This is a genomic window from Streptococcus sp. HMSC063B03 (assembly GCF_001836965.1).
GTDB classification, from domain to species: Bacteria; Bacillota; Bacilli; order Lactobacillales; family Streptococcaceae; genus Streptococcus; species Streptococcus pneumoniae_F.
Genome location: NZ_KV831007.1, coordinates 21,634 through 43,554, shown reverse-complemented (window position 1 = coordinate 43,554; position 21,921 = coordinate 21,634). Strand labels below are relative to the sequence as shown.

The window sequence follows — 21,921 nt, the reverse complement described above, 5'->3', positions numbered from 1 at the left end:
TTTCATTGAGTATTACTGTTTATTTTCTTTCATTATACCCTTTTTTCTGAAAAAAAGGAAAAAGGACTTAGTTTTTTCAAAAATATAATACAGTTTGGAACAAAATATAGGCTGTTTTAGAAAAGAAAGTGTAAAAAAAGGGATTTTCCACTTGTTGAAAACGATTACTGTATGGTATACTTGTCTCATGAATGTAACAGATGGTTGTTACTAGAAAGAAAAAAGAGGACATTAACATGGTTGTTAAGACAGTTGTTGAAGCACAAGATATTTTTGACAAAGCTTGGGAAGGCTTCAAAGGCGTAGATTGGAAAGAAAAAGCAAGTGTATCACGCTTCGTACAAGCTAACTACACACCTTACGATGGAGACGAAAGCTTCCTTGCAGGACCAACAGAACGTTCACTTCACATCAAAAAAATTGTAGAAGAAACTAAGGCTCACTACGAAGAAACTCGTTTCCCAATGGACACTCGTCCAACATCTATCGCTGATATCCCAGCAGGATTTATCGATAAAGAAAATGAAGTGATTTATGGTATCCAAAATGATGAACTCTTCAAATTGAACTTCATGCCAAAAGGTGGTATCCGTATGGCTGAAACTACTTTGAAAGAAAATGGATACGAACCAGACCCAGCTGTTCACGAAATCTTTACCAAATACGTAACAACAGTTAACGACGGTATCTTCCGTGCCTATACTTCAAACATCCGTCGTGCTCGTCACGCACACACTGTAACTGGTCTTCCAGATGCATACTCACGCGGACGTATCATCGGTGTTTACGCACGTCTTGCTCTTTACGGTGCAGACTACTTGATGCAAGAAAAAGTAAACGACTGGAATGCTATCGAAGAAATCGATGAAGAAACAATCCGTCTTCGTGAAGAAATCAACCTTCAATACCAAGCGTTGCAACAAGTTGTTCGCTTGGGTGACCTTTACGGAGTTGACGTTCGCAAACCAGCTATGAACGTTAAAGAAGCTATCCAATGGGTTAACATCGCCTTCATGGCTGTCTGCCGTGTTATCAACGGTGCTGCTACATCTCTAGGACGTGTACCAATTGTATTGGACATCTTTGCAGAACGTGACCTTGCTCGTGGTACATTTACTGAATCAGAAATCCAAGAATTCGTTGATGATTTCGTTATGAAACTTCGTACAGTTAAATTTGCTCGTACTAAAGCTTATGACCAATTGTACTCAGGTGACCCAACTTTCATCACAACTTCTATGGCTGGTATGGGTAACGACGGTCGTCACCGTGTTACTAAGATGGACTACCGTTTCTTGAACACTCTTGACAACATCGGTAACTCTCCAGAACCAAACTTGACAGTTCTTTGGACTGACAAATTACCATACAACTTCCGTCGCTACTGTATGCACATGAGCCACAAACACTCTTCTATCCAATACGAAGGTGTTACAACAATGGCTAAAGATGGATATGGTGAAATGAGCTGTATCTCATGCTGTGTGTCTCCACTTGACCCAGAAAATGAAGAACAACGCCACAATATCCAGTACTTCGGTGCGCGTGTAAACGTATTGAAAGCCCTTCTTACTGGTTTGAACGGTGGTTACGACGATGTTCACAAAGACTACAAAGTATTTGACATCGAACCAATCCGTGACGAAGTTCTTGAATTTGAATCAGTTAAAGCTAACTTTGAAAAATCTCTTGACTGGTTGACTGACACTTACGTAGATGCTTTGAATATCATCCACTACATGACTGATAAGTACAACTACGAAGCTGTTCAAATGGCCTTCTTGCCAACTAAACAACGTGCGAACATGGGATTCGGTATCTGTGGATTTGCCAACACTGTTGATACATTGTCAGCTATCAAATACGCTACAGTTAAACCAATCCGTGATGAAAATGGCTACATCTACGATTACGAAACAATCGGTGAATACCCACGTTGGGGTGAAGACGACCCACGTTCAAACGAATTGGCAGAATGGTTGATCGAAGCTTACACAACTCGTCTACGTAGCCACAAACTTTACAAAGACGCAGAAGCTACAGTATCACTTTTGACAATCACATCTAACGTTGCTTACTCTAAACAAACTGGTAACTCACCAGTTCACAAAGGTGTATACCTCAACGAAGATGGTTCTGTGAACTTGTCTAAACTTGAATTCTTCTCACCAGGTGCTAACCCATCTAATAAAGCTAAAGGTGGATGGTTGCAAAACTTGAACTCACTTTCTAGCCTTGACTTTAGTTATGCAGCTGATGGTATCTCATTGACTACACAAGTATCACCTCGCGCTCTTGGTAAGACTCGTGACGAACAAGTTGATAACTTGGTAACAATCCTTGATGGTTACTTCGAAAACGGTGGACAACACGTTAACTTGAACGTTATGGACTTGAACGATGTTTACGAAAAAATCATGTCAGGAGAAGACGTTATCGTACGTATCTCTGGATACTGTGTAAACACTAAATACCTCACTCCAGAACAAAAAACTGAATTGACACAACGTGTATTCCACGAAGTTCTTTCAATGGATGATGCCTTGGATGCGTTGAGCTAAGATTATATAAAATAATACAAAGAAGGACTAGTTAAAAGCTAGTTCTTCTTTTTGTAAAATTTATTGGTCAATTAAAGTCAAATCTCTTGACCTTTTCTGACTAATGTAGTATATTATAAACGTAAGGTAAATGAAAACCTTACTAGAACACTTATTTAAAGTAAAATAGAAAGAGGTGGGGTCTATGTTTAATCTAGAAATCTTCAGAAGTAAAGATAGTCTACTCCTGCTTGAAAAAGAAAAACCAGAAATAGTACGTAGAGTAGCGATTTAGCTAGTCTAAATTTTTTAAAACAAAGGTCAAAGATAGTCAATATCAGTAATAATAAATAATAAAAAGAGGTAAAGAATATGAATAACAACTTTAATAATTTTAACAACATGGATGATTTATTTAACCAATTGATGGGTGGTATGCGAGGATATAGTTCTGAAAATCGTCGTTACTTGATTAATGGACGTGAAGTGACACCTGAGGAATTTGCTCACTATCGTGCAACTGGTCAATTGCCAGGAAATGCAGAAACTGATGGACAAATGCCACAACAGACATCAGGTATGAAACAAGACGGTGTCCTTGCTAAACTGGGTCGAAACTTGACAGCAGAAGCGCGTGAGGGCAAGCTAGATCCAGTCATCGGACGAAACAAGGAAATTCAAGAGACATCTGAAATCCTCTCACGCCGTACTAAGAACAATCCTGTTTTGGTTGGAGACGCAGGTGTTGGTAAGACAGCAGTTGTCGAAGGTTTGGCACAAGCCATTGTGAACGGTGATGTTCCAGCTGCTATTAAGAACAAGGAAATTATTTCCATCGATATCTCTGGTCTTGAGGCTGGGACTCAATACCGCGGTAGTTTTGAAGAAAACGTTCAAAACTTAGTCAATGAGGTCAAAGAAGCGGGAAATATTATCCTCTTCTTTGATGAAATTCACCAAATTCTTGGTGCTGGTAGCACAGGTGATGGTCAAGGGTCTAAAGGTCTTGCTGATATCTTGAAACCAGCTCTTTCACGTGGAGAATTGACAGTGATTGGCGCAACTACTCAAGATGAATACCGTAATACTATCTTGAAAAATGCAGCCCTTGCTCGTCGTTTCAACGAAGTGAAGGTTAATGCTCCATCTGCTGAAGATACTTTCAAGATTCTTCAAGGTATTCGAGATCTTTATCAACAACACCACAATGTTATTTTGCCAGATGAAGTCTTAAAAGCTGCCGTTGATTACTCTGTTCAATATATTCCACAACGTAGCTTGCCAGATAAGGCTATCGATCTTGTCGATGTTACGGCGGCTCACTTGGCAGCTCAGCATCCAGTAACAGATGTTCATGCTGTTGAACGTGAAATTGAGGCAGAAAAAGACAAGCAAGAAAAAGCAGTTGAGGCAGAAGATTTTGAAGCAGCTCTAAACTATAAAACACGCATTGCAGAATTGGAAAAGAAAATCGAAAACCATACAGAAGATATGAAAGTGACTGCAAGTGTCAACGATGTGGCTGAATCTGTAGAACGTATGACGGGTATTCCAGTATCTCAAATGGGGGCTACGGACATCGAACGTTTGAAAGATATGGGTCATCGTTTGCAAGATAAGGTAATCGGTCAAGATAAGGCCGTTGAAGCAGTAGCAAAAGCTATCCGTCGTAACCGTGCTGGTTTTGATGAAGGTAACCGTCCAATCGGTAGCTTCCTCTTTGTAGGTCCTACTGGTGTTGGTAAGACAGAGCTTGCTAAGCAATTGGCGCTTGATATGTTTGGAACCAAGGATGCGATCATCCGTTTGGATATGTCTGAATACAGTGACCGCACAGCCGTTTCTAAGCTAATCGGTACAACAGCTGGTTATGTGGGTTATGATGACAATAGCAATACCTTAACAGAACGTGTTCGTCGCAATCCATACTCTATCATTCTCTTGGATGAAATTGAAAAGGCTGACCCTCAAGTCATTACCCTTCTCCTCCAAGTTCTAGATGATGGTCGTTTGACAGATGGTCAAGGAAATACAGTAAACTTCAAGAACACTGTCATTATTGCGACCTCAAATGCTGGATTTGGCTATGAAGCCAACTTGACAGAAGATGCGGACAAGCCAGAATTGATGGACCGTTTGAAACCATTCTTCCGTCCAGAATTCCTCAACCGCTTTAACGCAGTCATTGAGTTCTCACACTTGACTAAGGAAGACCTTTCTAAGATTGTGGACCTTATGTTGGTTGAAGTTAACAAGACGCTTTCTAAGAAAGACATTGACTTGGCAGTGAGCGAAGCTGCTAAAGAATACATGACTGAGGAAGGCTACGATGAAGTCATGGGTGTCCGTCCACTCCGTCGTGTGGTTGAACAACAAATCCGTGACAAAGTCACAGACTTCCACTTGGATAACCTTGATGCTAAACACCTAGAAGCTGACATGGAAGATGGTGTTTTGGTCATTCGTGAAAAAGCCTAAATCAAGATTTTGAAAATAAAAAAAGGAACCAGCTGAAAAAAACTGGTTCCTTTTTTGTGTTTAGATGACATGGCGTTCAAAGGCATCGTCTGAAATCCCTTGTTCAAGGATGAGTTTTGCCCATTCTTTAGCAGAAAAGAGGCTGTGATCCTTGTAGTTGCCGCAAGATTCGATGGTTGTTCCAGGGACGTCTTCCCAAGTAGTAGTCTCAGCGATTTCCTTGAGCGAATCCTTGATAACAGCCGCGATTTCAGCACTGGTGTGGCGCCCCCACATAATCATGTGGAAGCCTGTACGGCAACCAAATGGTGAACAGTCAATCATGCCGTCAATTCGGGTACGGATGAGTTTGGCCAAGAGGTGCTCAATAGTGTGCAAGCCAGCGGTAGGGATAGAGTCTTCGTTTGGTTGCACCAAGCGAATATCAAAGTTGGAGATAACGTCTCCCTTTGGCCCTGTTTCTTCCCCAATCAAGCGAACATAGGGTGCTTTAACAATGGTGTGGTCAAGTTCAAAACTTTCAACAATAACTTCTTTTGACATGGTAAATCCTTTCAGTTTTCTTCTTTCATTATAACACAAAGCTGGCTCCTGAGACAGAGAGAAAACCTCTCCGAGAGTGGAGAGGTTCAAATCTTTATTTACGATACAAGCGATCGTATTGGTAGTAAGGGTCAAAGGTTACGTTGATACCCAGTTTACGAAGGACGTTCTTGTCTTCATCTGTCAAGATGATGGTTGAGTGGGCTTCGCTTCCTTTGAGGTTGCCAAGCTCTTCCATAGCACGAGCAGCATCAGGATTTTCTGTAGCTGTGATAGCAAGTGCAATCAGGATTTCATTTGAATGAAGACGCGGATTGCGACTGCCGAGATGATCGATTTTAAGACCTTGGATTGGCTTAACAACTTCAGGTTCGATTAGTTTCACTTCTTTAGCAATATCAGCTGATTTCTTGATAGCGTTGATAAGAGCAGCGGCTGTAGGGCCAAAGAGTTCTGAGTTTTTACCTGTGACGATTTCCCCATTTGGCAATTCAAGGGCTAGGGCTGGTCCGCTAGTTTCTTCTGCTTTTTGACGGGCGATAACTGCAACCTTGCGGTCTGCAGGTGTGATACCCAGGTCGTTCATGAGCAACTCAATTTTCTTGACAGCTGCTTCACCAACTTTTTCGGCTTTAAAATCAAGAACAGTTTGATAGTAGCGGCGGATGATTTCTTGCTTAGAAGCTTCGATAGCAGCCTCATTATCTGTTATAGCGAAACCAACCATATTGACACCCATGTCTGTTGGTGAAGCGTATGGAGATTCACCTAGGATACGTTCCAACATACGCTTAAGCACAGGGAAGATTTCGATATCACGGTTGTAGTTGACAGTGGTTTCTTCATAGGTTTGGAGATGGAAGGGGTCAATCATGTTGACATCATCAAGGTCTGCGGTTGCAGCCTCGTAGGCCAAATTTACTGGGTGATGAAGAGGAAGATTCCAAACTGGGAAGGTTTCAAATTTAGCGTAACCAGACTTGATACCATTGATTTGGTCGTGGTACATGTTTGACATACAAGTTGCCAATTTTCCAGAACCAGGTCCAGGAGCGGTTACGACAATCAAGTTGCGACTGGTTTTGATGTAGTCATTTTTCCCCATGCCTTCTGGAGAAATGATGTGGTCCATATCTGTCGGATATCCTTTGATTGGATAGTGAAGATAAGAATCAATTCCGTTTTTCTCAAGTTGGTTGCGGAAGGCATCTGCAGCGGGTTGGCCAGCGTACTGTGTGATGACCACTGAGCCGACAAAAATTCCCAGTTCATTGAATTTGTCAATCAAGCGAAGAACTTCTTGGTCATAAGAAATGCCCAAGTCACCACGTGCTTTGGAATGCTCGATATTACTTGCATTAATAGCAATCACAACCTCAACCTGCTCTTTCAATTCTTGTAAGAGCTTGATTTTGTTGTCAGGCTCATAACCAGGAAGGACACGAGCAGCGTGGAAATCTTCTAACATTTTGCCACCAAACTCCAAGTAGAGCTTGCCGTCAAATTGGTTAATGCGCTCCAAGATGTGGTCGCGCTGTAGATTCAAATATTGTTCAGAACTAAAAGCTTGTTTTTTCATTTTTTTACCTCTGACCTCTATTATAATAAAAAATTGGAAGTTAGGAAACTATGGAGTTAAAAAAGGAATCAAAAAGATTAGGCAAACGCTTGCACAAAATTCCCAAAAGCGCTATCATAGACTTTAGATTATTAAAATAATGAGGTAAGAAGATGCAAGAAAAATGGTGGCACAATGCCGTAGTCTATCAAGTTTATCCCAAGAGTTTTATGGACAGCAACGGAGATGGAATTGGCGATTTGCCAGGAATTACTAGTAAGTTAGACTATCTAGCCAAGCTAGGGATCACAGCGATTTGGCTTTCTCCCGTTTATGACAGCCCTATGGACGATAATGGTTATGATATTGCTGATTATCAAGCGATTGCAGCTATTTTCGGGACCATGGAGGATATGGATCAATTGATCGCAGAAGCTAAGAAGCGTGATATTCGCATCATCATGGACTTGGTGGTCAATCATACCTCAGATGAACATGCTTGGTTTGTCGAGGCCTGTGAAAATCCTGACAGTCCTGAGAGAGACTACTATATCTGGCGTGATGAGCCAAATGATCTTGATTCTATCTTTAGTGGGTCTGCCTGGGAATACGATGAAAAGTCAGGTCAATACTATCTCCACTTTTTCAGCAAGAAACAGCCTGATCTCAACTGGAAAAATGAAAAACTACGCCAGAAAATTTACGAGATGATGAACTTCTGGATTGATAAAGGTATTGGCGGTTTCCGTATGGATGTCATTGATATGATTGGTAAAATTCCTGATGAGAAAGTAGTCAATAACGGTCCTATGCTCCACCCCTATCTTAAGGAAATGAACCAGGCAACCTTTGGAGATAAGAATCTCTTGACAGTAGGGGAAACTTGGGGAGCAACGCCAGAGATTGCCAAACTCTACTCTGATCCAAAAGGGCAAGAATTGTCTATGGTCTTCCAGTTTGAACACATCTGTCTTCAGTATCAGGAAGGGCAACCTAAATGGCATTATCAAAAAGAGCTGAATATCGCTAAGTTAAAAGAGATTTTCAACAAATGGCAGACAGAGTTAGGAGTTGAGGATGGTTGGAATTCCCTCTTCTGGAACAATCATGACCTCCCTCGTATCGTCTCTATCTGGGGAAATGACCAAGAATACCGTGAAAAATCTGCCAAAGCTTTTGCGATTTTGCTTCATTTGATGAGAGGAACACCTTATATCTACCAAGGTGAGGAGATTGGGATGACCAACTATCCGTTTGAGACACTGGAGCAAGTAGAAGATATTGAATCTCTCAACTATGCGCGTGAAGCTCTTGAAAAAGCTGTGTCGATGGAAGAAATCATGGACAGTATCCGTGTCATTGGTCGTGACAATGCCCGTACCCCTATGCAATGGGATGAGAGCAAAAATGCTGGTTTCTCAACAGGTCAACCTTGGTTGGCAGTTAATCCAAACTACGAAGAAATCAACGTTCAAGAAGCGCTGGCAAATCCAGAATCTATTTTCTATACCTATCAGAAGTTGGTTCAAATCCGTAAGGAGAACAGCTGGCTGATTCGAGCTGACTTTGAATTGCTTGATACAGCTGACAAGGTCTTTGCCTATATTCGTAAAGATGGCGACCGTCGTTTCCTAGTTGTGGCCAACTTGTCCAATGAAGAGCAAGGCTTGGCCGTAGAAGGAAAAGTTAAATCTGTCTTGATTGAAAACACCGTGGCTCAAGAAGTTTTTGAAAAACAAATCTTAGCTCCATGGGATGCTTTCTGTGTGGAATTACTATAAACATTTTTTGCAGAAAAATTTAAAATTGAAATCGTATAAAAACAAGGGAGGACTGTATGAAAGACAGAAATCCTTTGTTTTTTTATGGCAAAAGTTTATAAACTTTCATTCTAGAAATTCAATTAACTTTACAAATTCCCACTGTTTTGGTAAAATAAATTTATGTTATAAAAACTAACATAAAGGAGAAAGAAGATGACTACAAAAAAGCGTGTTCTTAGCGCAGGCCTGACCTTTGCGGCTGCTTTGCTTTTAGCTGCTTGCGGACAATCAGGTTCAGATACAAAAACTTACTCATCAACCTTTAGTGGAAACCCAACTACATTTAATTATTTATTAGACTACTACGCTGATAATACAGCCATCATTACCAACCTAGTTGATGGTTTGCTTGAAAATGACAACTACGGGAACTTAGTTCCGTCTTTGGCAGAAGACTGGTCTGTTTCAAGCGACGGTCTGACTTATACCTACAAACTGAGAAAAGATGCCAAATGGTTCACGGCTGACGGTGAAGAGTACGCCCCAGTCAAAGCACAAGATTTTGTGACAGGTATCAAGTACGCAGTGGATAATAAATCACAGGCCATTGACTTGATTCAAAACTCGATCAAGGGTTTGAATGATTATATTACAGGAGCGGATTCTGATTTCTCTAAGGTTGGGGTGAAAGCTATTGACGACCAGACTGTTGAGTATACTTTGGCACGTCCAGAGCCTTACTGGAATTCAAAAACAACCAATAGTATTCTTTTCCCGGTAAATGAAGAGTTTTTAAACTCAAAAGGGAAAGATTTTGGGACCCTATCTCCAGATAGCATTCTCTACAGCGGACCTTATTTGTTAAAAGATTTCACATCGAAATCATCGATCGAGTATGTGAAAAATCCGCATTACTACGATCACGATAAAGTATCGATTGAACACGTAAAATTGGCTTATTTTGATGGCTCAGACCAAGAATTGACTATCCGTAACTTTGAAAGTGGAGCTTATTCTATCGCTGGGGTTTATCCAAATAGTTCTAACTTTGCCAAGACCAAGGAAAAATATAAGGATAATATCGTCTATAGCTTGCAGGATAAGACTTCTTGGTACTTCAATTTCAACGTTAACCGTAAGGCTTACAACCATACGTCTAAAACGACAGATGAGCAGAAGAAGTCAACTGAGACAGCTGTCTTGAACAAAAACTTCCGCCAAGCGGTGAACTTTGCCTTGGACCGCACAGCCTATTCTGCTCAGTCAAATGGGGAAGAAGCAGCTAGCAAGACTCTTCGTAACACCCTAGTGCCTCCAACATTTGTCCAAGTTGGAGACAAGACCTTTGGAGAAGTAGTCGCTTCTAAATTGGTTAACTATGGCACAGAATGGTCAGGTATGAACCTGGCAGATGCTCAGGATGCCTATTTCAACAAAGAAAAAGCCCAAGCAAAATTTGCGGAAGCTAAAAAAGAAATGGCAAGTCAAGGTGTGACTTTCCCAATTCACTTGGATGTTGCAGTTGATCAGACAAGTAAAAATGCTGTGACAGGCATGAACTCAGTTAAGCAGACCCTTGAGTCGGTTTTAGGTGCTGATAACATTGTCATTGATGTTCAGCAACTGTCAACAGATGATTTTAATAACGTAGCCTTCTTAGCACCGACACCAGCTGATCGAGACTATGATTTGAACTTTGATGGCTGGGTAGGTGATTACCAAGATCCGTCAACTTATCTCAATCCTTTCAATGCAGAGGATGGATTCTACCTCAAGATCTTTGGTCTAGATGCTCAGGAAGATAAAACGAAAATTGCTAGTCTGGATCTTGATACTTACACCAAGATGCTCAAAGATGCAGATAGCGAAAATAAAGATGTAGCCAAACGCTATGAAAAATATGCTGAAGCACAGGCTTGGATGATTGATAATTCTCTGATTATGTCAGCTATGTCAAGCGGTGGAACAGCATCTGTAACCAAAGTAACGCCATTTACAAGAGGTTATTCACTAGTCGGCATCAAGGGTGACGGCAATAACTACAAGTACATGAAACTGCAAAAAGATACTGTGACAACCAAACAGTTTGAAGAAGCTAAGACTAAATGGGAGCAAGAAAGCAAAAAAGCAATCGAAAAAGCTCAAAAAGAAGCAGAAAATCATGTTAAATAAAGATGAGCGAGGTTCCGTAAGGGACCTTGTTTGTTATATTTTTGATTCGTATTCCTCTGTCTATGAAACGAGAATGTCAAAATAGGAAGCGATAGATACTATACAGGTTATAAAAAAACAATTATTCCTTCGGAGTGCATTTAGAAGATGTATTGAAAACGCTGATAAAAAAAGGAATAAATGGAAATTATTTCATGATTGTGATATAATAATTCTGATAATCAACATATAGGGGAAAACTATGAATAAACGTTCAAAAAGAGCCCGTTCGGGTAAAGTTAAGCGGAGCATTAATATAGCTTTATTAACCATTTATGTATTATTGGGTGGTTTTTTGCTGTTCTTGATTTTTAGACATAATATATTGGCGTTTAGATACCTGAATGTCATAACGGCAACTGTAGTGATTTTGGTCGCTTTAGCGAGTCTGCTTTTGATCATTTATAGAAAAGCAGAAAAGTTTACAATTTTCTTTTTAACACTAGCTATTTTAATGAGTTCAGTTTCTTTTTTTGCACTGCAACAATTTGTCGGCTTTACTAGTCATATCAATTCTACGTCAAATTACTCAGAATACTCAATGAGTGTTGTTGTTCTGAAAGATAGTGACGTTCATAATGTCACGCAATTAGATAGTGTTACAGGACCTACGGATACTGATAATGATAATATTCAAAAATTGATAGCTGATATCAAAACTAGTCAGAGCAAAGAATTGACGGTTGAACAAAGCACCTCATACCTTGCAGCTTATAAGAGCTTGGTATCAGGTGAAGCAAAAGCGATTGTCTTAAATAGCGTCTTTGAAAATATTATAGAATCTGAATACCCTGATTACGCATCAAAAATTAGGAAAATCTACACTAAAAATATCACCAAAGAAGTAGCTGCTCCTAAAGTTTCTAAGAACAAATCCTTCAATGTCTATGTGAGTGGTATTGACACTTACGGACCAATTAGTTCAGTTTCTCGTTCAGATGTCAACATTTTGATGACTGTTAATCAAGATTCAAAAAAAATTCTATTGACAACAACCCCTCGAGATTCTTATGTTCCGATTGCTGACGGCGGGAATAATCAAAAAGATAAGTTGACTCATGCAGGTATTTATGGAGTAGACTCCTCTATTCATACTTTGGAAAATCTTTATGGAGTTGATATTAACTACTATGTTCGCCTGAACTTCACTTCGTTTTTGAAGTTGATTGACCTTTTAGGCGGTGTAGATGTGTACAATGATCAAGAATTTACTGCTCATACAAATGGGAAGCATTATTCTATAGGGAATGTTCATTTAGATTCTGAACAAGCTCTTGGGTTTGTTCGTGAACGCTATTCGTTGGCTGATGGTGATCGTGACCGTGGTCGTAATCAACAAAAGGTTATTGTCGCAATCATTCAGAAATTAACTTCTACCGAAGCCTTGAAAAATTATAGTGATATTCTTCAAGGTTTGCAAGATTCCCTTCAAACAAATATGCCGATCGAAACGATGATGGATTTGATTAATGCTCAATTGGAGAGCGGTGGTAGTTATAAGGTTAACTCCCAAGACCTCAAAGGTACAGGTCAAATGGGACTTCCTTCTTATGCTATGCCAGGTAGTAACCTCTATATGATGGAAATCGATGATAGTAGTTTAGCAACTGCTAAAAGTGCGATACAAGATGTGATGGAGGGAAGATGATATGATTGATATCCACTCTCACATTGTCTTTGATGTAGATGATGGTCCAAAGTCTATAGAAGATAGTGAAGCTCTTTTAAGAGAAGCATATAATCAAGGAGTTAGGATGATTGTTTCAACTTCCCATCGTCGAAAAGGGATGTTTGAGACTCCAGAAGAAAAAATAGCGACGAATTTTTTAAAGGTTCGTGAGATTGCTAAAGAAGTGGCAGATGATTTGGTCATTGCTTACGGAGCAGAGATATACTATACTCCAGATGTTCTAGAAAAATTAGAAAACAAGCGCATTCCTACTCTCAATAACAGTCGTTATGCTTTGATTGAATTTAGTATGAATACACCCTATCGCGATATTCATAAAGGATTAAGCAATATTTTGATGTTAGGGATTACACCAGTGATTGCTCATATTGAACGTTATGATGCTCTGGAAAACAATGAAAAACGTGTTCAGGAACTGATTGATATGGGATGCTATACGCAAGTAAATAGTTCTCATGTTCTAAAACCTAAGCTCTTTGGTGAAACCTATAAATTCATGAAAAAGAGAGCCCAATATTTTTTGGAGAGAGACCTGGTTCATGTCATTGCAAGTGATATGCATAACCTAGATAGTAGACCCCCTTATATGGAGGAGGCTTATCAGATTATTTCTAAAAAGTATGGTAGGGGCAAGGCGGAAGAGCTATTTGTAGAGAACCCTAGGAAAATTATAATGGATCAAATAATTTAGGAGAAAATATGAAAGAACAAAATACTATGGAAATCGATGTATTTCACCTATTTAAAATTCTTTGGAAAAGAAAAATTCTAATTGCATTAGTAGCAATTGTAGCTGGAGCTTTAGCTTTTGCCTATAGTGCTTTTATCGTTAAACCGGAGTTCACTAGTACTACACGGATTTATGTAGTCAACCGTAATCAGGGGGATAAACCTGGTTTGACAAACCAAGACTTGCAAGCTGGATCATACTTGGTTAAAGACTATCGTGAAATTATTTTATCTCAAGATGTTTTGGAGAAAGTTACATCTAATTTGAAATTAGATTTATCACCAAAAGATTTGGCTAGTAAAGTCAAGGTAACCGTACCAGTCGATACCCGTATCGTATCTATTTCAGTTAATGATAGAGTCCCTGAGGAAGCTAGTCGTATTGCTAACTCCTTGAGAGAAGTAGCTGCTGAAAAGATTATCAGTATCACACGCGTTTCTGATGTCACAACACTTGAAGAAGCTCGTCCGGCTACAGCACCATCTTCTCCAAATATTCGTAGAAATACAATTATAGGTCTACTTGGAGGAACAGTCTTTACGGTTATCGTTGTTCTGATCGTTGAACTGGTTGACACACGAGTGAAACGTCCAGAGGATATTGAAGATGTTATGCAAATCGCATTGTTGGGAGTTGTTCCAAATTTGAATAAATTGAAATAGGAGAGAGATATGCCGACATTAGAAATAGCACAGAAAAAATTAGATCTGGCCAAAAAAGCGGAAGAATACTATAATGCCTTGCGTACGAATATACAATTGAGTGGAAATAATTTACAAGTGATTTCTATCACTTCTGTAAAACCGGGTGAAGGAAAGTCAACGACTTCTACGAATATTGCTTGGGCATTCGCGCGTGCAGGTTATAAGACCTTGTTAGTAGACGCTGATATTCGGAATTCCGTCATGTCAGGTGTCTTCAAATCACGTGAAAAAATTACTGGATTGACAGAGTTTTTATCTGGAACAACAGATCTATCTCATGGTCTATGTGATACCAATGTTGAAAATCTATTTGTGGTTCAAGCTGGGTCTATCTCGCCCAACCCAACTGCTTTATTGCAAAGTGAAAACTTCAGTACTATGATTGACACACTTCGCAAATATTTTGATTATATTATTGTTGATACAGCGCCTATTGGTATCGTTATCGACGCAGCTATTATCACACAAAAATGTGATGCATCTGTTTTAGTTACTGCGGCAGGAGAGGCGAACAGAAAAGATGTTCAGAAGGCTAAAGATCAATTGGAACAAACGAATAAACCATTCTTGGGAGTTGTATTAAATAAATTCAATACTTCAGCTGAGAAATATGGTTCTTACGGTGAGTATGGTTCTTACGGAAATTATGGGAGAAAATAGGGGCTCTTGTAGTTATAAAATTTTCTGAGGATGTTATTACAAGGAGGGGAGTTTAGGTGAAACAAAATAATATAATCTATTTTTGTTTTAAAAGATTTATGGATGTATTTATCGGTTTGTGTGGAACAATATTTATCGTTTTACCCTGTTCTCTAACTATCTTTTCAATCTACAAGATTAAAGGTTATAAAGGAAGTATATTTTTTACACAATATAGAGTAGGTCTCAGAGGGAAAAAATTTAAAATCATTAAGTTTAGATCGATGGTCGAAAATGCAGAAGAAATTCTGATCTCGAATAAGGAACTTTATGAAAAATATAAAAACAATAGCTATAAATTGCCACCAAACGAGGATCCACGGCTTACAAATATTGGAGATTTTATAAGAAGAACAAGTATTGATGAAGTTCCTCAGTTTATAAATTTGTTACTAGGTGATATGAGTCTTATTGGGCCAAGGCCAATTCTTGAAAATGAACTAGATGAATATTCTGAGGAAGAGCAGGAAGTTTTATTGTCTGTTCGTCCTGGGATTACGGGGATATGGCAAATTTCAGGTAGGAGTCGAGTATATTATCCTGAACGTTGTGAAATGGAATTATATTATCCTAGAAATCAGTCTTTGTGGTTAGACATCAAAATTTTCTTTTTGACTATTAGAAGAGTGTTATCCGGTGACGGAGCTCATTGAGAATTTAAGCTGAGTCAGTATGAAGTGGAACATATAAAGATAAAATTGAATACAAAAAGGATATCTTTGGTATTCAATTTTATCTTTTTGGGTCAAGATAGTTTTAGTGAAAATCTATTTTGACTGGATATTTTTTCAACAGAGAATGATTACAATTTTGATTAAAAGGTAGTTGAGCTAGATATGGATGAAGGGAATTGAATTAGGATATAGAAATGTCTAAAACGTATAGAATCATAGTTGCGACACATAAACAATTTCAAATGCCAGAGGATAAGGACTTGTATATCCCTATCCAAGTTGGTAGTGAGGGTAAGGAAGATTTAGGTTATCAACCAGATAATCAAGGAGTTCATATTTCTCACCTTAATCCTTATTATTGTGAATTAACAGGATTATATTGGGCTTGGAAAAATTTAGAATGTGATTATCTTGGATTGGTACATTACCGCAGATATTTCACATCAAAACGACACTCATATAGAGAAGCAATTAGTATGGATGATATTATTCTTTCAAAGTCAGAAGTTAAAAACTTGCTGTCAAAATATGATGTTGTTGTTCCTAAAAAAAGGAAATATTATATTGAAACGCTATACTCACACTATGCACATACTCACGATGCCAACCATTTAGATGTGACACGCCAGATTGTGAGTGAATTGAGACCGGATTATATCGTCGCTTTTGATCAGGTCATGAAACAACGCAGTGGCTATATGTTCAATATGTTTATCATGTCTAAAGAAAATGTAGCAGCCTATTGTGAATGGTTATTCCCGATTGTCGATGAACTCTATAGAAGATTAGACATTACAGACTATTCTGCTTTTGATGCTAGATTATTTGGTCGTATCAGTGAACGTTTGTTCAACGTTTGGTTGGCAAAACAAGGTTTGCGAGTAAAAGAGATACCGTTTATCTATATGGAGAAAATTGACTTGATTCAAAAAGGAAAATCTTTCCTACAAGCAAAATTCTTTGGGAAAAAATATGGACAGAGTTTTTAGTTAGGAATAAAAATAGTGATGAAAATAGTAGTACAAAAAAGGTCTTTGCCAGAAATTTTAGCTCTTACTGCTCTAGGGATATTTTTATTTGTTTCAATTTTAGATGCTACTTTTTATGTTCAACATCTACCAAGAATTGCTTATAAGGTGCTGATAGCCATTTCACTCGCTTTGTTAGTTATAAAAGAGTTATATAAAAAGGATTATGATTATAGAACTATTATAGGTTTAATTATTACAGTTTTAATTTATTTGATTATAGGGAAAATAAGTACTTTAAGTTCAAATATTGCGATAAGTCTATTTTTTATATACGCTTTACGTGATATACCTTTTAAAAGTGTAGCAAAAACTTCCTTAGTAGTAAGTGTTCTGATGTTACTGTTTGTTATATTTAGCGCAAATATGGGAGTTATTACAAACTATTTAGAAATTTCTGGGACTCGAGTCCGTAGTTATCTAGGGTTCAGATATGCCCTACTTCCATCGATCTTACTTATGAATGTAGTTGCTACTACACTCTATATAAATAAAAACAACATAAGATATTGGCAGTGGTTATTACTATCCTTGTCTGTTTATTGGGTATATGGACAAACTGATTCTCGCTTAACATTTTACAATTCTTGTATATTGTTAGCCTTCAATATACTAATAAAGTGGTTCCCTAATATATTGTCTAAGTTAGGGAATGTGTTTAAAATTTTCAAATTCACCTTTATTTTTAATGCAATAATTAGCTTTTGGATTACAATAAATTATCTCGGATCAAACAATTATTTTGTAAATGGTTTCTTTTTCAAGTTAAATCAGGCGTTAGGTGGTAGATTATACTTGGCTAATAAATCTCTGGAATTATTTGGTTTTGGTTTATTTGGGAAACCAGTTGAATGGAATGGCAATGGTCTGACCGTTGAAGGAGTTAGAAATTATCAGACATATCTGTATGTTGATAATTTGTATATTCAAGTTCTACAAAAATTTGGTTTACTCGTTCTAGTTTTAATGGTAACGCTATTAACGTTAACACTTTCTAAAGCTATCAAGAAAAATCAGTGGATTATTGCTTTTATTTTAATTGTGATGAGTTTTCAGTCTATGATAGACGATCTAAATTTGTACCTCCATTACAATATCTTTTGGATTTTGATAGGTAGTTTAATTTACTCAGATTACCAATTTTCTGATGAAAGTGATGAAGAGTTAGGGGGGAATTCTTTTGAAGAAATTATATAGTGGTATGCTAAGAAATATTTAGCAAGAACTTACAAGAGTATAGCCGGAGAAGACTGTTGTATATCGAGTTTTGCTATTTTTATATAGGGGGGGAAGTGTGTCGGATATAAAAATCATCCAAGATAAGATTTTATCTATCTTAAAAGAGTTCATTAGTATATGTGAAGAAAATAACCTGACCTACTATGCTCTAGGTGGGACCTTGTTAGGAGCGGTACGTCATAAAGGATTTATACCTTGGGATGATGATATTGATATCGGTATGCCGAGAGAGGATTACGAAAAGTTTAAAAAAATAGCTTCAAATGTCTTGCCAGAAAACTACAAGTTTTTAAGCGAAGATACATTAAACTACAAAAAAGCTTTCTCTGTAATTCGAGATGATTCTACAAAAATCATCATGAATTATAGTAAAGAAGAATTGGTAGAAAGTTTGTGGATAGACATTTTCCCGTTGGATGGTATGCCATCTAATGTTTTAAAGAAAAAAATTCATTCTTTTAGGTACTTGTACGCTAGGATGATGGTTCAACTCTCGCAATTCAATAGTTTGGTGAATCAGAAAAAAGAAAATCGCCCATTAATTGAAAAGACAATTATTACTTTTGCGAATGCTGTTAATATTGAGAAGATTATTTCCTTTACATGGGCACAAAAAAAATATTTACAAACGATAAAAAAATATTCGTTTGATGAAGCTTATGCAGGAAATTTTACGGGAGCATATAAACTTAGAGAAATCGTACCTTCAGATTATTTTGGAGAGCCAGTATCAATAGAGTTTGAAGGGATTGATCTGAGTTGTCCTCGTAAGTATAAAGAATATTTGGTAGCGATTTATGGAGAGAATTATATGCAGTTACCTCCAGAAGATAAGCGAAACCAACATCACTATAAGATAATATCTCTTGGTGATAACGAAGAATGGGAGTAGTTGAAACATGAAAAAAATCGCTTTAGTGAAATGGAGTATTGATAGAACGGATGGAGGCTTGAAAGTAGCTACGAGCCTTGCGAATGAATTATCAGAAATGTATGAAGTACATTTACTATCCATGATTTCTACAGAAACAAATTTTTTTCCAGTAAAAGACTCAGTTAAATATAGAAATTTATCACCTAAAAAAATTTCTATGAGTAAGAATTTTCTTTCCGCTGTTAAGTTACTAAGGAGTTATTTGACGGAGCAAGGTATTGATATTGTGTTTGGTATCGGAATGAGCATGAATTCAGTAGGTGTAGCAAGTACTTTTGGTTTAAAAACAAAATTTATTTCTTGTGACCACACAAACTCAATAGTTGACATTGATACTAAAGTTAAAAAAATCCAGAGATATGTTGGTGCTAAATTTGCAGACAAGATTATTACTCTCACACAAGAAGATCGTAGAAATTATATAAAAAGATATGGTATTTCTGAGAAAAAAATTGATTATATCTATAATTGGAAAGAAGATGGTATTTCCAATGTAGCTTATAACGATGAGTCGGCGAAAATTGTAACAGTAGGTCGCTTCGATTATCAAAAGGGCTATGATTATCTTGTTCAAGTTGCCAAGAAGGTATTAAATGAGAAATCTAACTGGACTTGGGAAATCTACGGTTCAGGTGAACAAGATGAAGTAGATAAAATCAGAGATTTAATCAACGAAAATAATTTACAGGATAAGTTAGTCATAAAAGGACTCGAAAAAAATCAGGATTTGATTTATGGAGATAAAGGAATTTATGTCATGACTTCTCGCTATGAAGGTCTACCTCTAGTCCTACTGGAAGCCCAACAATACAATCTTCCTATAGTTAGCTTCAGTTGTCCAACAGGACCTAATGAAATTGTCAAAGATGGAGTTAATGGATTTCTGGTTGAGTGTTATAATACGGACAAGTTGAGCGAAAAATTACTTGAACTGATGGGAGATGAAGTTATGAGACAGTCTTTCTCAGAACATGCAAAAGACAATATGAATAAATTTAATAAAGATAAAATTCTCAAGCAGTGGCTTGAACTAATTGAGACGATTTAGGAGATAGGATGAAGGATTGTTTGTTAACAATTGTAATGCCCAGTTATAATATTCAGAACTACATTTCAAAAGGGCTGGAGTCTTTTCAACAAGTACACCCGGATTATAAAGATAAATTTGAAGTACTGGTTGTCAATGATGGAAGTACAGACGATACGGCTTTAGTAGCAGAAAAAATATTAGCCAAAGATTCGTTGCTGGATGGCCGTGTCATTACAAAAGAAAATGGCGGTCATGGTTCGACAATCAATCGCGGTATTCAAGAAGCAAAGGGAAAATTTTTTAAAGTGATTGATGGGGATGACTGGGTTATTCCATCAGAATTTGAAAAGTTTTTAGATGCTCTTGAAACTGTTAATGTGGATATGGTGATTACAGATTTTACAGAGCAGCATGTCTATAACAATACTACGGTACGAAATGACTTCGTAGACAAGTATGAAATTGGCAAAAAAAACATGGGAATTCCGGATGTTCGCATCCCGATGCACTCGGTTACTTATAAGACATCAATCTTGTCGGAAAACAAGATTCGTTTAAGTGAAAAAACATTTTATGTTGATATTCAATACACACTCTTTCCTTTGGAGTATGTTCATAGTTTCAGTTATTGGGACTATGACATTTATCAATACTACATAGGTAGACCAGAGCAAAGTATGAATATCGAGAGTATGAAGCGTAATGTCCGTCATCATTTGACTGTTACAAATTCAGTTCTAGATTATTTTACAAAAATTGAAAGTGAACCCGTTTTAAACCGAGTAGTTTCTGAAACCTTAGTTTATCTCATCAGTTTGCAGGTTGATTTGTCTTGGATGGTTAATGATTCCGAAACACTCTTGAAGGAACTATATAGCAAAATTGAGAAAAGTTCATATGACTATATTCCTACGAAAAAGTTTGACAGATTGTCTTTTTTGAACTATAAGACAAAATTTGCAATGGCCTTAATACTTAATCCAATTTTGAAAAAATACTCTAAAAAGAAAGAAAAAGAGAGAGGCGTTTAGGATGTTTATCAGCATCGTTATTCCGGTTTATAATGTTGCAGACTATCTGCATTATGCGATAGATAGCTTGCTGAAACAAACCTATCAAAATTTTGAGATAATCCTCGTCAATGACGGTTCCATAGATGATTCTCCTCGATTGTGTGAAGATTACGCTCGAAAATATGAAAACATCCATCTTTTTCACAAGGAAAATGGAGGCTTATCTGATGCGCGTAACTTTGGAGTGACAAAAGCCAACTCGGATTGGATTTTCTTTTTAGATCCAGATGATTACCTTGAAGACTATACGCTGGAATTAATGGTAAAAATACAGGAAACGCATCAAGCAGATTTGATTTCAACAAAAGTGAAAGCTACTTCAAAATATAATGATTATAGTTCCCATCATCTTAAACAGTCAGACTATGAAAGTTTGAGTGTGATTACAAAGGAGAAGGCCTTAGAACTGATGTTGGAAGACAAAGTTGCAACCGTCTCTGCCTGTGCTAAGCTTTATAAAAAAAGCATATTGGAACGCGTCCCATTCCCAGTTGGAAAAATCTATGAGGATTTTTATGTTGTAGGAGAACACCTTGCCTTAGCTGAAAGAATCGTGATTACTCCACTTGAAACCTACAATTACTATCGGAGGGAAGGGAGTATAGTTCGTTCGACATTTACTGAAAAAAGATATGATTTCTTTGAAGCTGTTGCAAAAAATGAGGAAGTTATTAAAAGAGAGTACATTCAAAGTCCAGAATTAAAGCAAGCTTTGCAAGCTAAAAAATTATTAGGTGGTTTTGTAGTGATTGGTGCAAAAGCTGACTCAGGCTTAAAAGATTTTTCAAAAGATAAAGAGTTGTTGAGAGTCGAAATGAGTGAGTTACTAAAAAATAGTAACTTATCATGGAAACTAAAACTAAAATACCTTATTTTTATGTTTAGCCCTAAATTGTATTTGTTGCTACGATAGTATGATACATAGATCCAATTTAATTTGCAACAAGTGTCAAAAAATTGTAGGAAAGAGGAAATATGAAAGAAGCGTTTAGAAGAATTGCCCATTATAAGTCTGTTCGTTCACGAT

The 21,921-nt window shown here is 37.4% G+C and carries 17 protein-coding genes; 15 read left to right on the top strand and 2 right to left on the bottom strand.

Features of this window, described 5'->3' with window-relative positions:
* Positions 1-236 precede the first annotated feature (236 nt).
* Together pflB and HMPREF2628_RS00180 are read left to right on the top strand one after the other, a co-directional pair.
* The gene (gene pflB / locus HMPREF2628_RS00185; protein ID WP_070841989.1) at positions 237-2,561 is read left to right on the top strand and encodes a formate C-acetyltransferase; all 2,325 of its coding nucleotides are present in this window, start codon (positions 237-239) and stop codon (positions 2,559-2,561) included.
* Positions 2,562-2,912: 351 nt separating this feature from the next.
* A complete protein-coding gene (locus HMPREF2628_RS00180) occupies positions 2,913-5,018 on the top strand; it encodes an ATP-dependent Clp protease ATP-binding subunit (protein ID WP_070841988.1) in 2,106 nt (701 codons plus the stop codon).
* Between the two features lie 60 nt (positions 5,019-5,078).
* Here the strand turns inward: HMPREF2628_RS00180 and HMPREF2628_RS00175 are convergent, their stop codons facing one another.
* A complete protein-coding gene (locus tag HMPREF2628_RS00175) occupies positions 5,079-5,561 on the bottom strand; it encodes an S-ribosylhomocysteine lyase (protein ID WP_000032557.1) in 483 nt (160 codons plus the stop codon).
* A gap of 94 nt (positions 5,562-5,655) precedes the next feature.
* A complete protein-coding gene (locus HMPREF2628_RS00170) occupies positions 5,656-7,140 on the bottom strand; it encodes a DUF1846 domain-containing protein (RefSeq protein WP_070841987.1) in 1,485 nt (494 codons plus the stop codon).
* 152 nt (positions 7,141-7,292) lie between these two features.
* On the opposite strand from HMPREF2628_RS00170, the gene HMPREF2628_RS00165 reads away from it, so the two are divergent.
* The 13 genes from HMPREF2628_RS00165 (at position 7,293) to HMPREF2628_RS00105 (ending at position 21,807) form a co-directional block, all read left to right on the top strand.
* Complete coding sequence (locus tag HMPREF2628_RS00165; protein ID WP_070841986.1) at positions 7,293-8,900, top strand: glycoside hydrolase family 13 protein; 1,608 nt, start codon at positions 7,293-7,295, stop codon at positions 8,898-8,900.
* 195 nt (positions 8,901-9,095) lie between these two features.
* Positions 9,096-11,054 (top strand): peptide ABC transporter substrate-binding protein, encoded by a 1,959-nt coding sequence (locus HMPREF2628_RS00160; protein ID WP_070841985.1) that lies wholly within the window; start codon positions 9,096-9,098, stop codon positions 11,052-11,054.
* 241 nt (positions 11,055-11,295) lie between these two features.
* Positions 11,296-12,741, top strand: coding sequence for an LCP family glycopolymer transferase CpsA (locus HMPREF2628_RS00155; RefSeq protein WP_070841984.1), 1,446 nt, complete (start codon positions 11,296-11,298; stop codon positions 12,739-12,741).
* Position 12,742: 1 nt separating this feature from the next.
* Positions 12,743-13,474: a capsular polysaccharide biosynthesis protein Cps4B gene (gene cps4B / locus HMPREF2628_RS00150; RefSeq protein ID WP_061864733.1), complete on the top strand. Its 732-nt coding sequence runs from the start codon at positions 12,743-12,745 to the stop codon at positions 13,472-13,474.
* A gap of 8 nt (positions 13,475-13,482) precedes the next feature.
* Positions 13,483-14,175, top strand: coding sequence for a capsular polysaccharide biosynthesis protein CpsC (cpsC, locus tag HMPREF2628_RS00145; protein ID WP_070841983.1), 693 nt, complete (start codon positions 13,483-13,485; stop codon positions 14,173-14,175).
* A 9-nt stretch (positions 14,176-14,184) separates the two neighbouring features.
* Positions 14,185-14,877 carry a tyrosine-protein kinase gene (locus HMPREF2628_RS00140; protein WP_049493106.1) on the top strand — a complete coding sequence of 231 codons (693 nt, stop codon included), beginning with the start codon at positions 14,185-14,187 and terminating at the stop codon, positions 14,875-14,877.
* A 98-nt stretch (positions 14,878-14,975) separates the two neighbouring features.
* Positions 14,976-15,569 (top strand): sugar transferase, encoded by a 594-nt coding sequence (locus HMPREF2628_RS00135; protein ID WP_125415637.1) that lies wholly within the window; start codon positions 14,976-14,978, stop codon positions 15,567-15,569.
* A gap of 215 nt (positions 15,570-15,784) precedes the next feature.
* On the top strand, positions 15,785-16,579 hold the full coding sequence (locus HMPREF2628_RS00130; protein WP_049493100.1) for a DUF4422 domain-containing protein: 795 nt from the start codon (positions 15,785-15,787) through the stop codon (positions 16,577-16,579).
* 18 nt (positions 16,580-16,597) lie between these two features.
* Positions 16,598-17,815 (top strand): polymerase, encoded by a 1,218-nt coding sequence (locus HMPREF2628_RS00125; protein WP_070841982.1) that lies wholly within the window; start codon positions 16,598-16,600, stop codon positions 17,813-17,815.
* 97 nt (positions 17,816-17,912) lie between these two features.
* Positions 17,913-18,749: a LicD family protein gene (locus HMPREF2628_RS00120; RefSeq protein ID WP_070841981.1), complete on the top strand. Its 837-nt coding sequence runs from the start codon at positions 17,913-17,915 to the stop codon at positions 18,747-18,749.
* Positions 18,750-18,756: 7 nt separating this feature from the next.
* Positions 18,757-19,839 (top strand): glycosyltransferase family 4 protein, encoded by a 1,083-nt coding sequence (locus HMPREF2628_RS00115; protein WP_070841980.1) that lies wholly within the window; start codon positions 18,757-18,759, stop codon positions 19,837-19,839.
* A gap of 8 nt (positions 19,840-19,847) precedes the next feature.
* A complete protein-coding gene (locus HMPREF2628_RS00110; protein WP_070841979.1) occupies positions 19,848-20,852 on the top strand; it encodes a glycosyltransferase family 2 protein in 1,005 nt (334 codons plus the stop codon).
* A gap of 1 nt (position 20,853) precedes the next feature.
* A complete protein-coding gene (locus tag HMPREF2628_RS00105) occupies positions 20,854-21,807 on the top strand; it encodes a glycosyltransferase family 2 protein (RefSeq protein ID WP_070841978.1) in 954 nt (317 codons plus the stop codon).
* Positions 21,808-21,921: the final 114 nt, after the last annotated feature.

Excerpts from the sequence above, each read along its gene's own strand:
- pflB (WP_070841989.1), top strand. The coding sequence starts at position 237 with ATGGTTGTTAAGACAGTTGTTGAAGCACAAGATATTTTTGACAAAGCT.
- HMPREF2628_RS00180 (WP_070841988.1), top strand. The coding sequence starts at position 2,913 with ATGAATAACAACTTTAATAATTTTAACAACATGGATGATTTATTTAAC.
- HMPREF2628_RS00175 (WP_000032557.1), bottom strand. The coding sequence starts at position 5,561 with ATGTCAAAAGAAGTTATTGTTGAAAGTTTTGAACTTGACCACACCATT.
- HMPREF2628_RS00170 (WP_070841987.1), bottom strand. The coding sequence starts at position 7,140 with ATGAAAAAACAAGCTTTTAGTTCTGAACAATATTTGAATCTACAGCGC.
- HMPREF2628_RS00165 (WP_070841986.1), top strand. The coding sequence starts at position 7,293 with ATGCAAGAAAAATGGTGGCACAATGCCGTAGTCTATCAAGTTTATCCC.
- HMPREF2628_RS00160 (WP_070841985.1), top strand. The coding sequence starts at position 9,096 with ATGACTACAAAAAAGCGTGTTCTTAGCGCAGGCCTGACCTTTGCGGCT.
- HMPREF2628_RS00155 (WP_070841984.1), top strand. The coding sequence starts at position 11,296 with ATGAATAAACGTTCAAAAAGAGCCCGTTCGGGTAAAGTTAAGCGGAGC.
- cps4B (WP_061864733.1), top strand. The coding sequence starts at position 12,743 with ATGATTGATATCCACTCTCACATTGTCTTTGATGTAGATGATGGTCCA.
- cpsC (WP_070841983.1), top strand. The coding sequence starts at position 13,483 with ATGAAAGAACAAAATACTATGGAAATCGATGTATTTCACCTATTTAAA.
- HMPREF2628_RS00140 (WP_049493106.1), top strand. The coding sequence starts at position 14,185 with ATGCCGACATTAGAAATAGCACAGAAAAAATTAGATCTGGCCAAAAAA.
- HMPREF2628_RS00135 (WP_125415637.1), top strand. The coding sequence starts at position 14,976 with ATGGATGTATTTATCGGTTTGTGTGGAACAATATTTATCGTTTTACCC.
- HMPREF2628_RS00130 (WP_049493100.1), top strand. The coding sequence starts at position 15,785 with ATGTCTAAAACGTATAGAATCATAGTTGCGACACATAAACAATTTCAA.
- HMPREF2628_RS00125 (WP_070841982.1), top strand. The coding sequence starts at position 16,598 with ATGAAAATAGTAGTACAAAAAAGGTCTTTGCCAGAAATTTTAGCTCTT.
- HMPREF2628_RS00115 (WP_070841980.1), top strand. The coding sequence starts at position 18,757 with ATGAAAAAAATCGCTTTAGTGAAATGGAGTATTGATAGAACGGATGGA.
- HMPREF2628_RS00110 (WP_070841979.1), top strand. The coding sequence starts at position 19,848 with ATGAAGGATTGTTTGTTAACAATTGTAATGCCCAGTTATAATATTCAG.
- HMPREF2628_RS00105 (WP_070841978.1), top strand. The coding sequence starts at position 20,854 with ATGTTTATCAGCATCGTTATTCCGGTTTATAATGTTGCAGACTATCTG.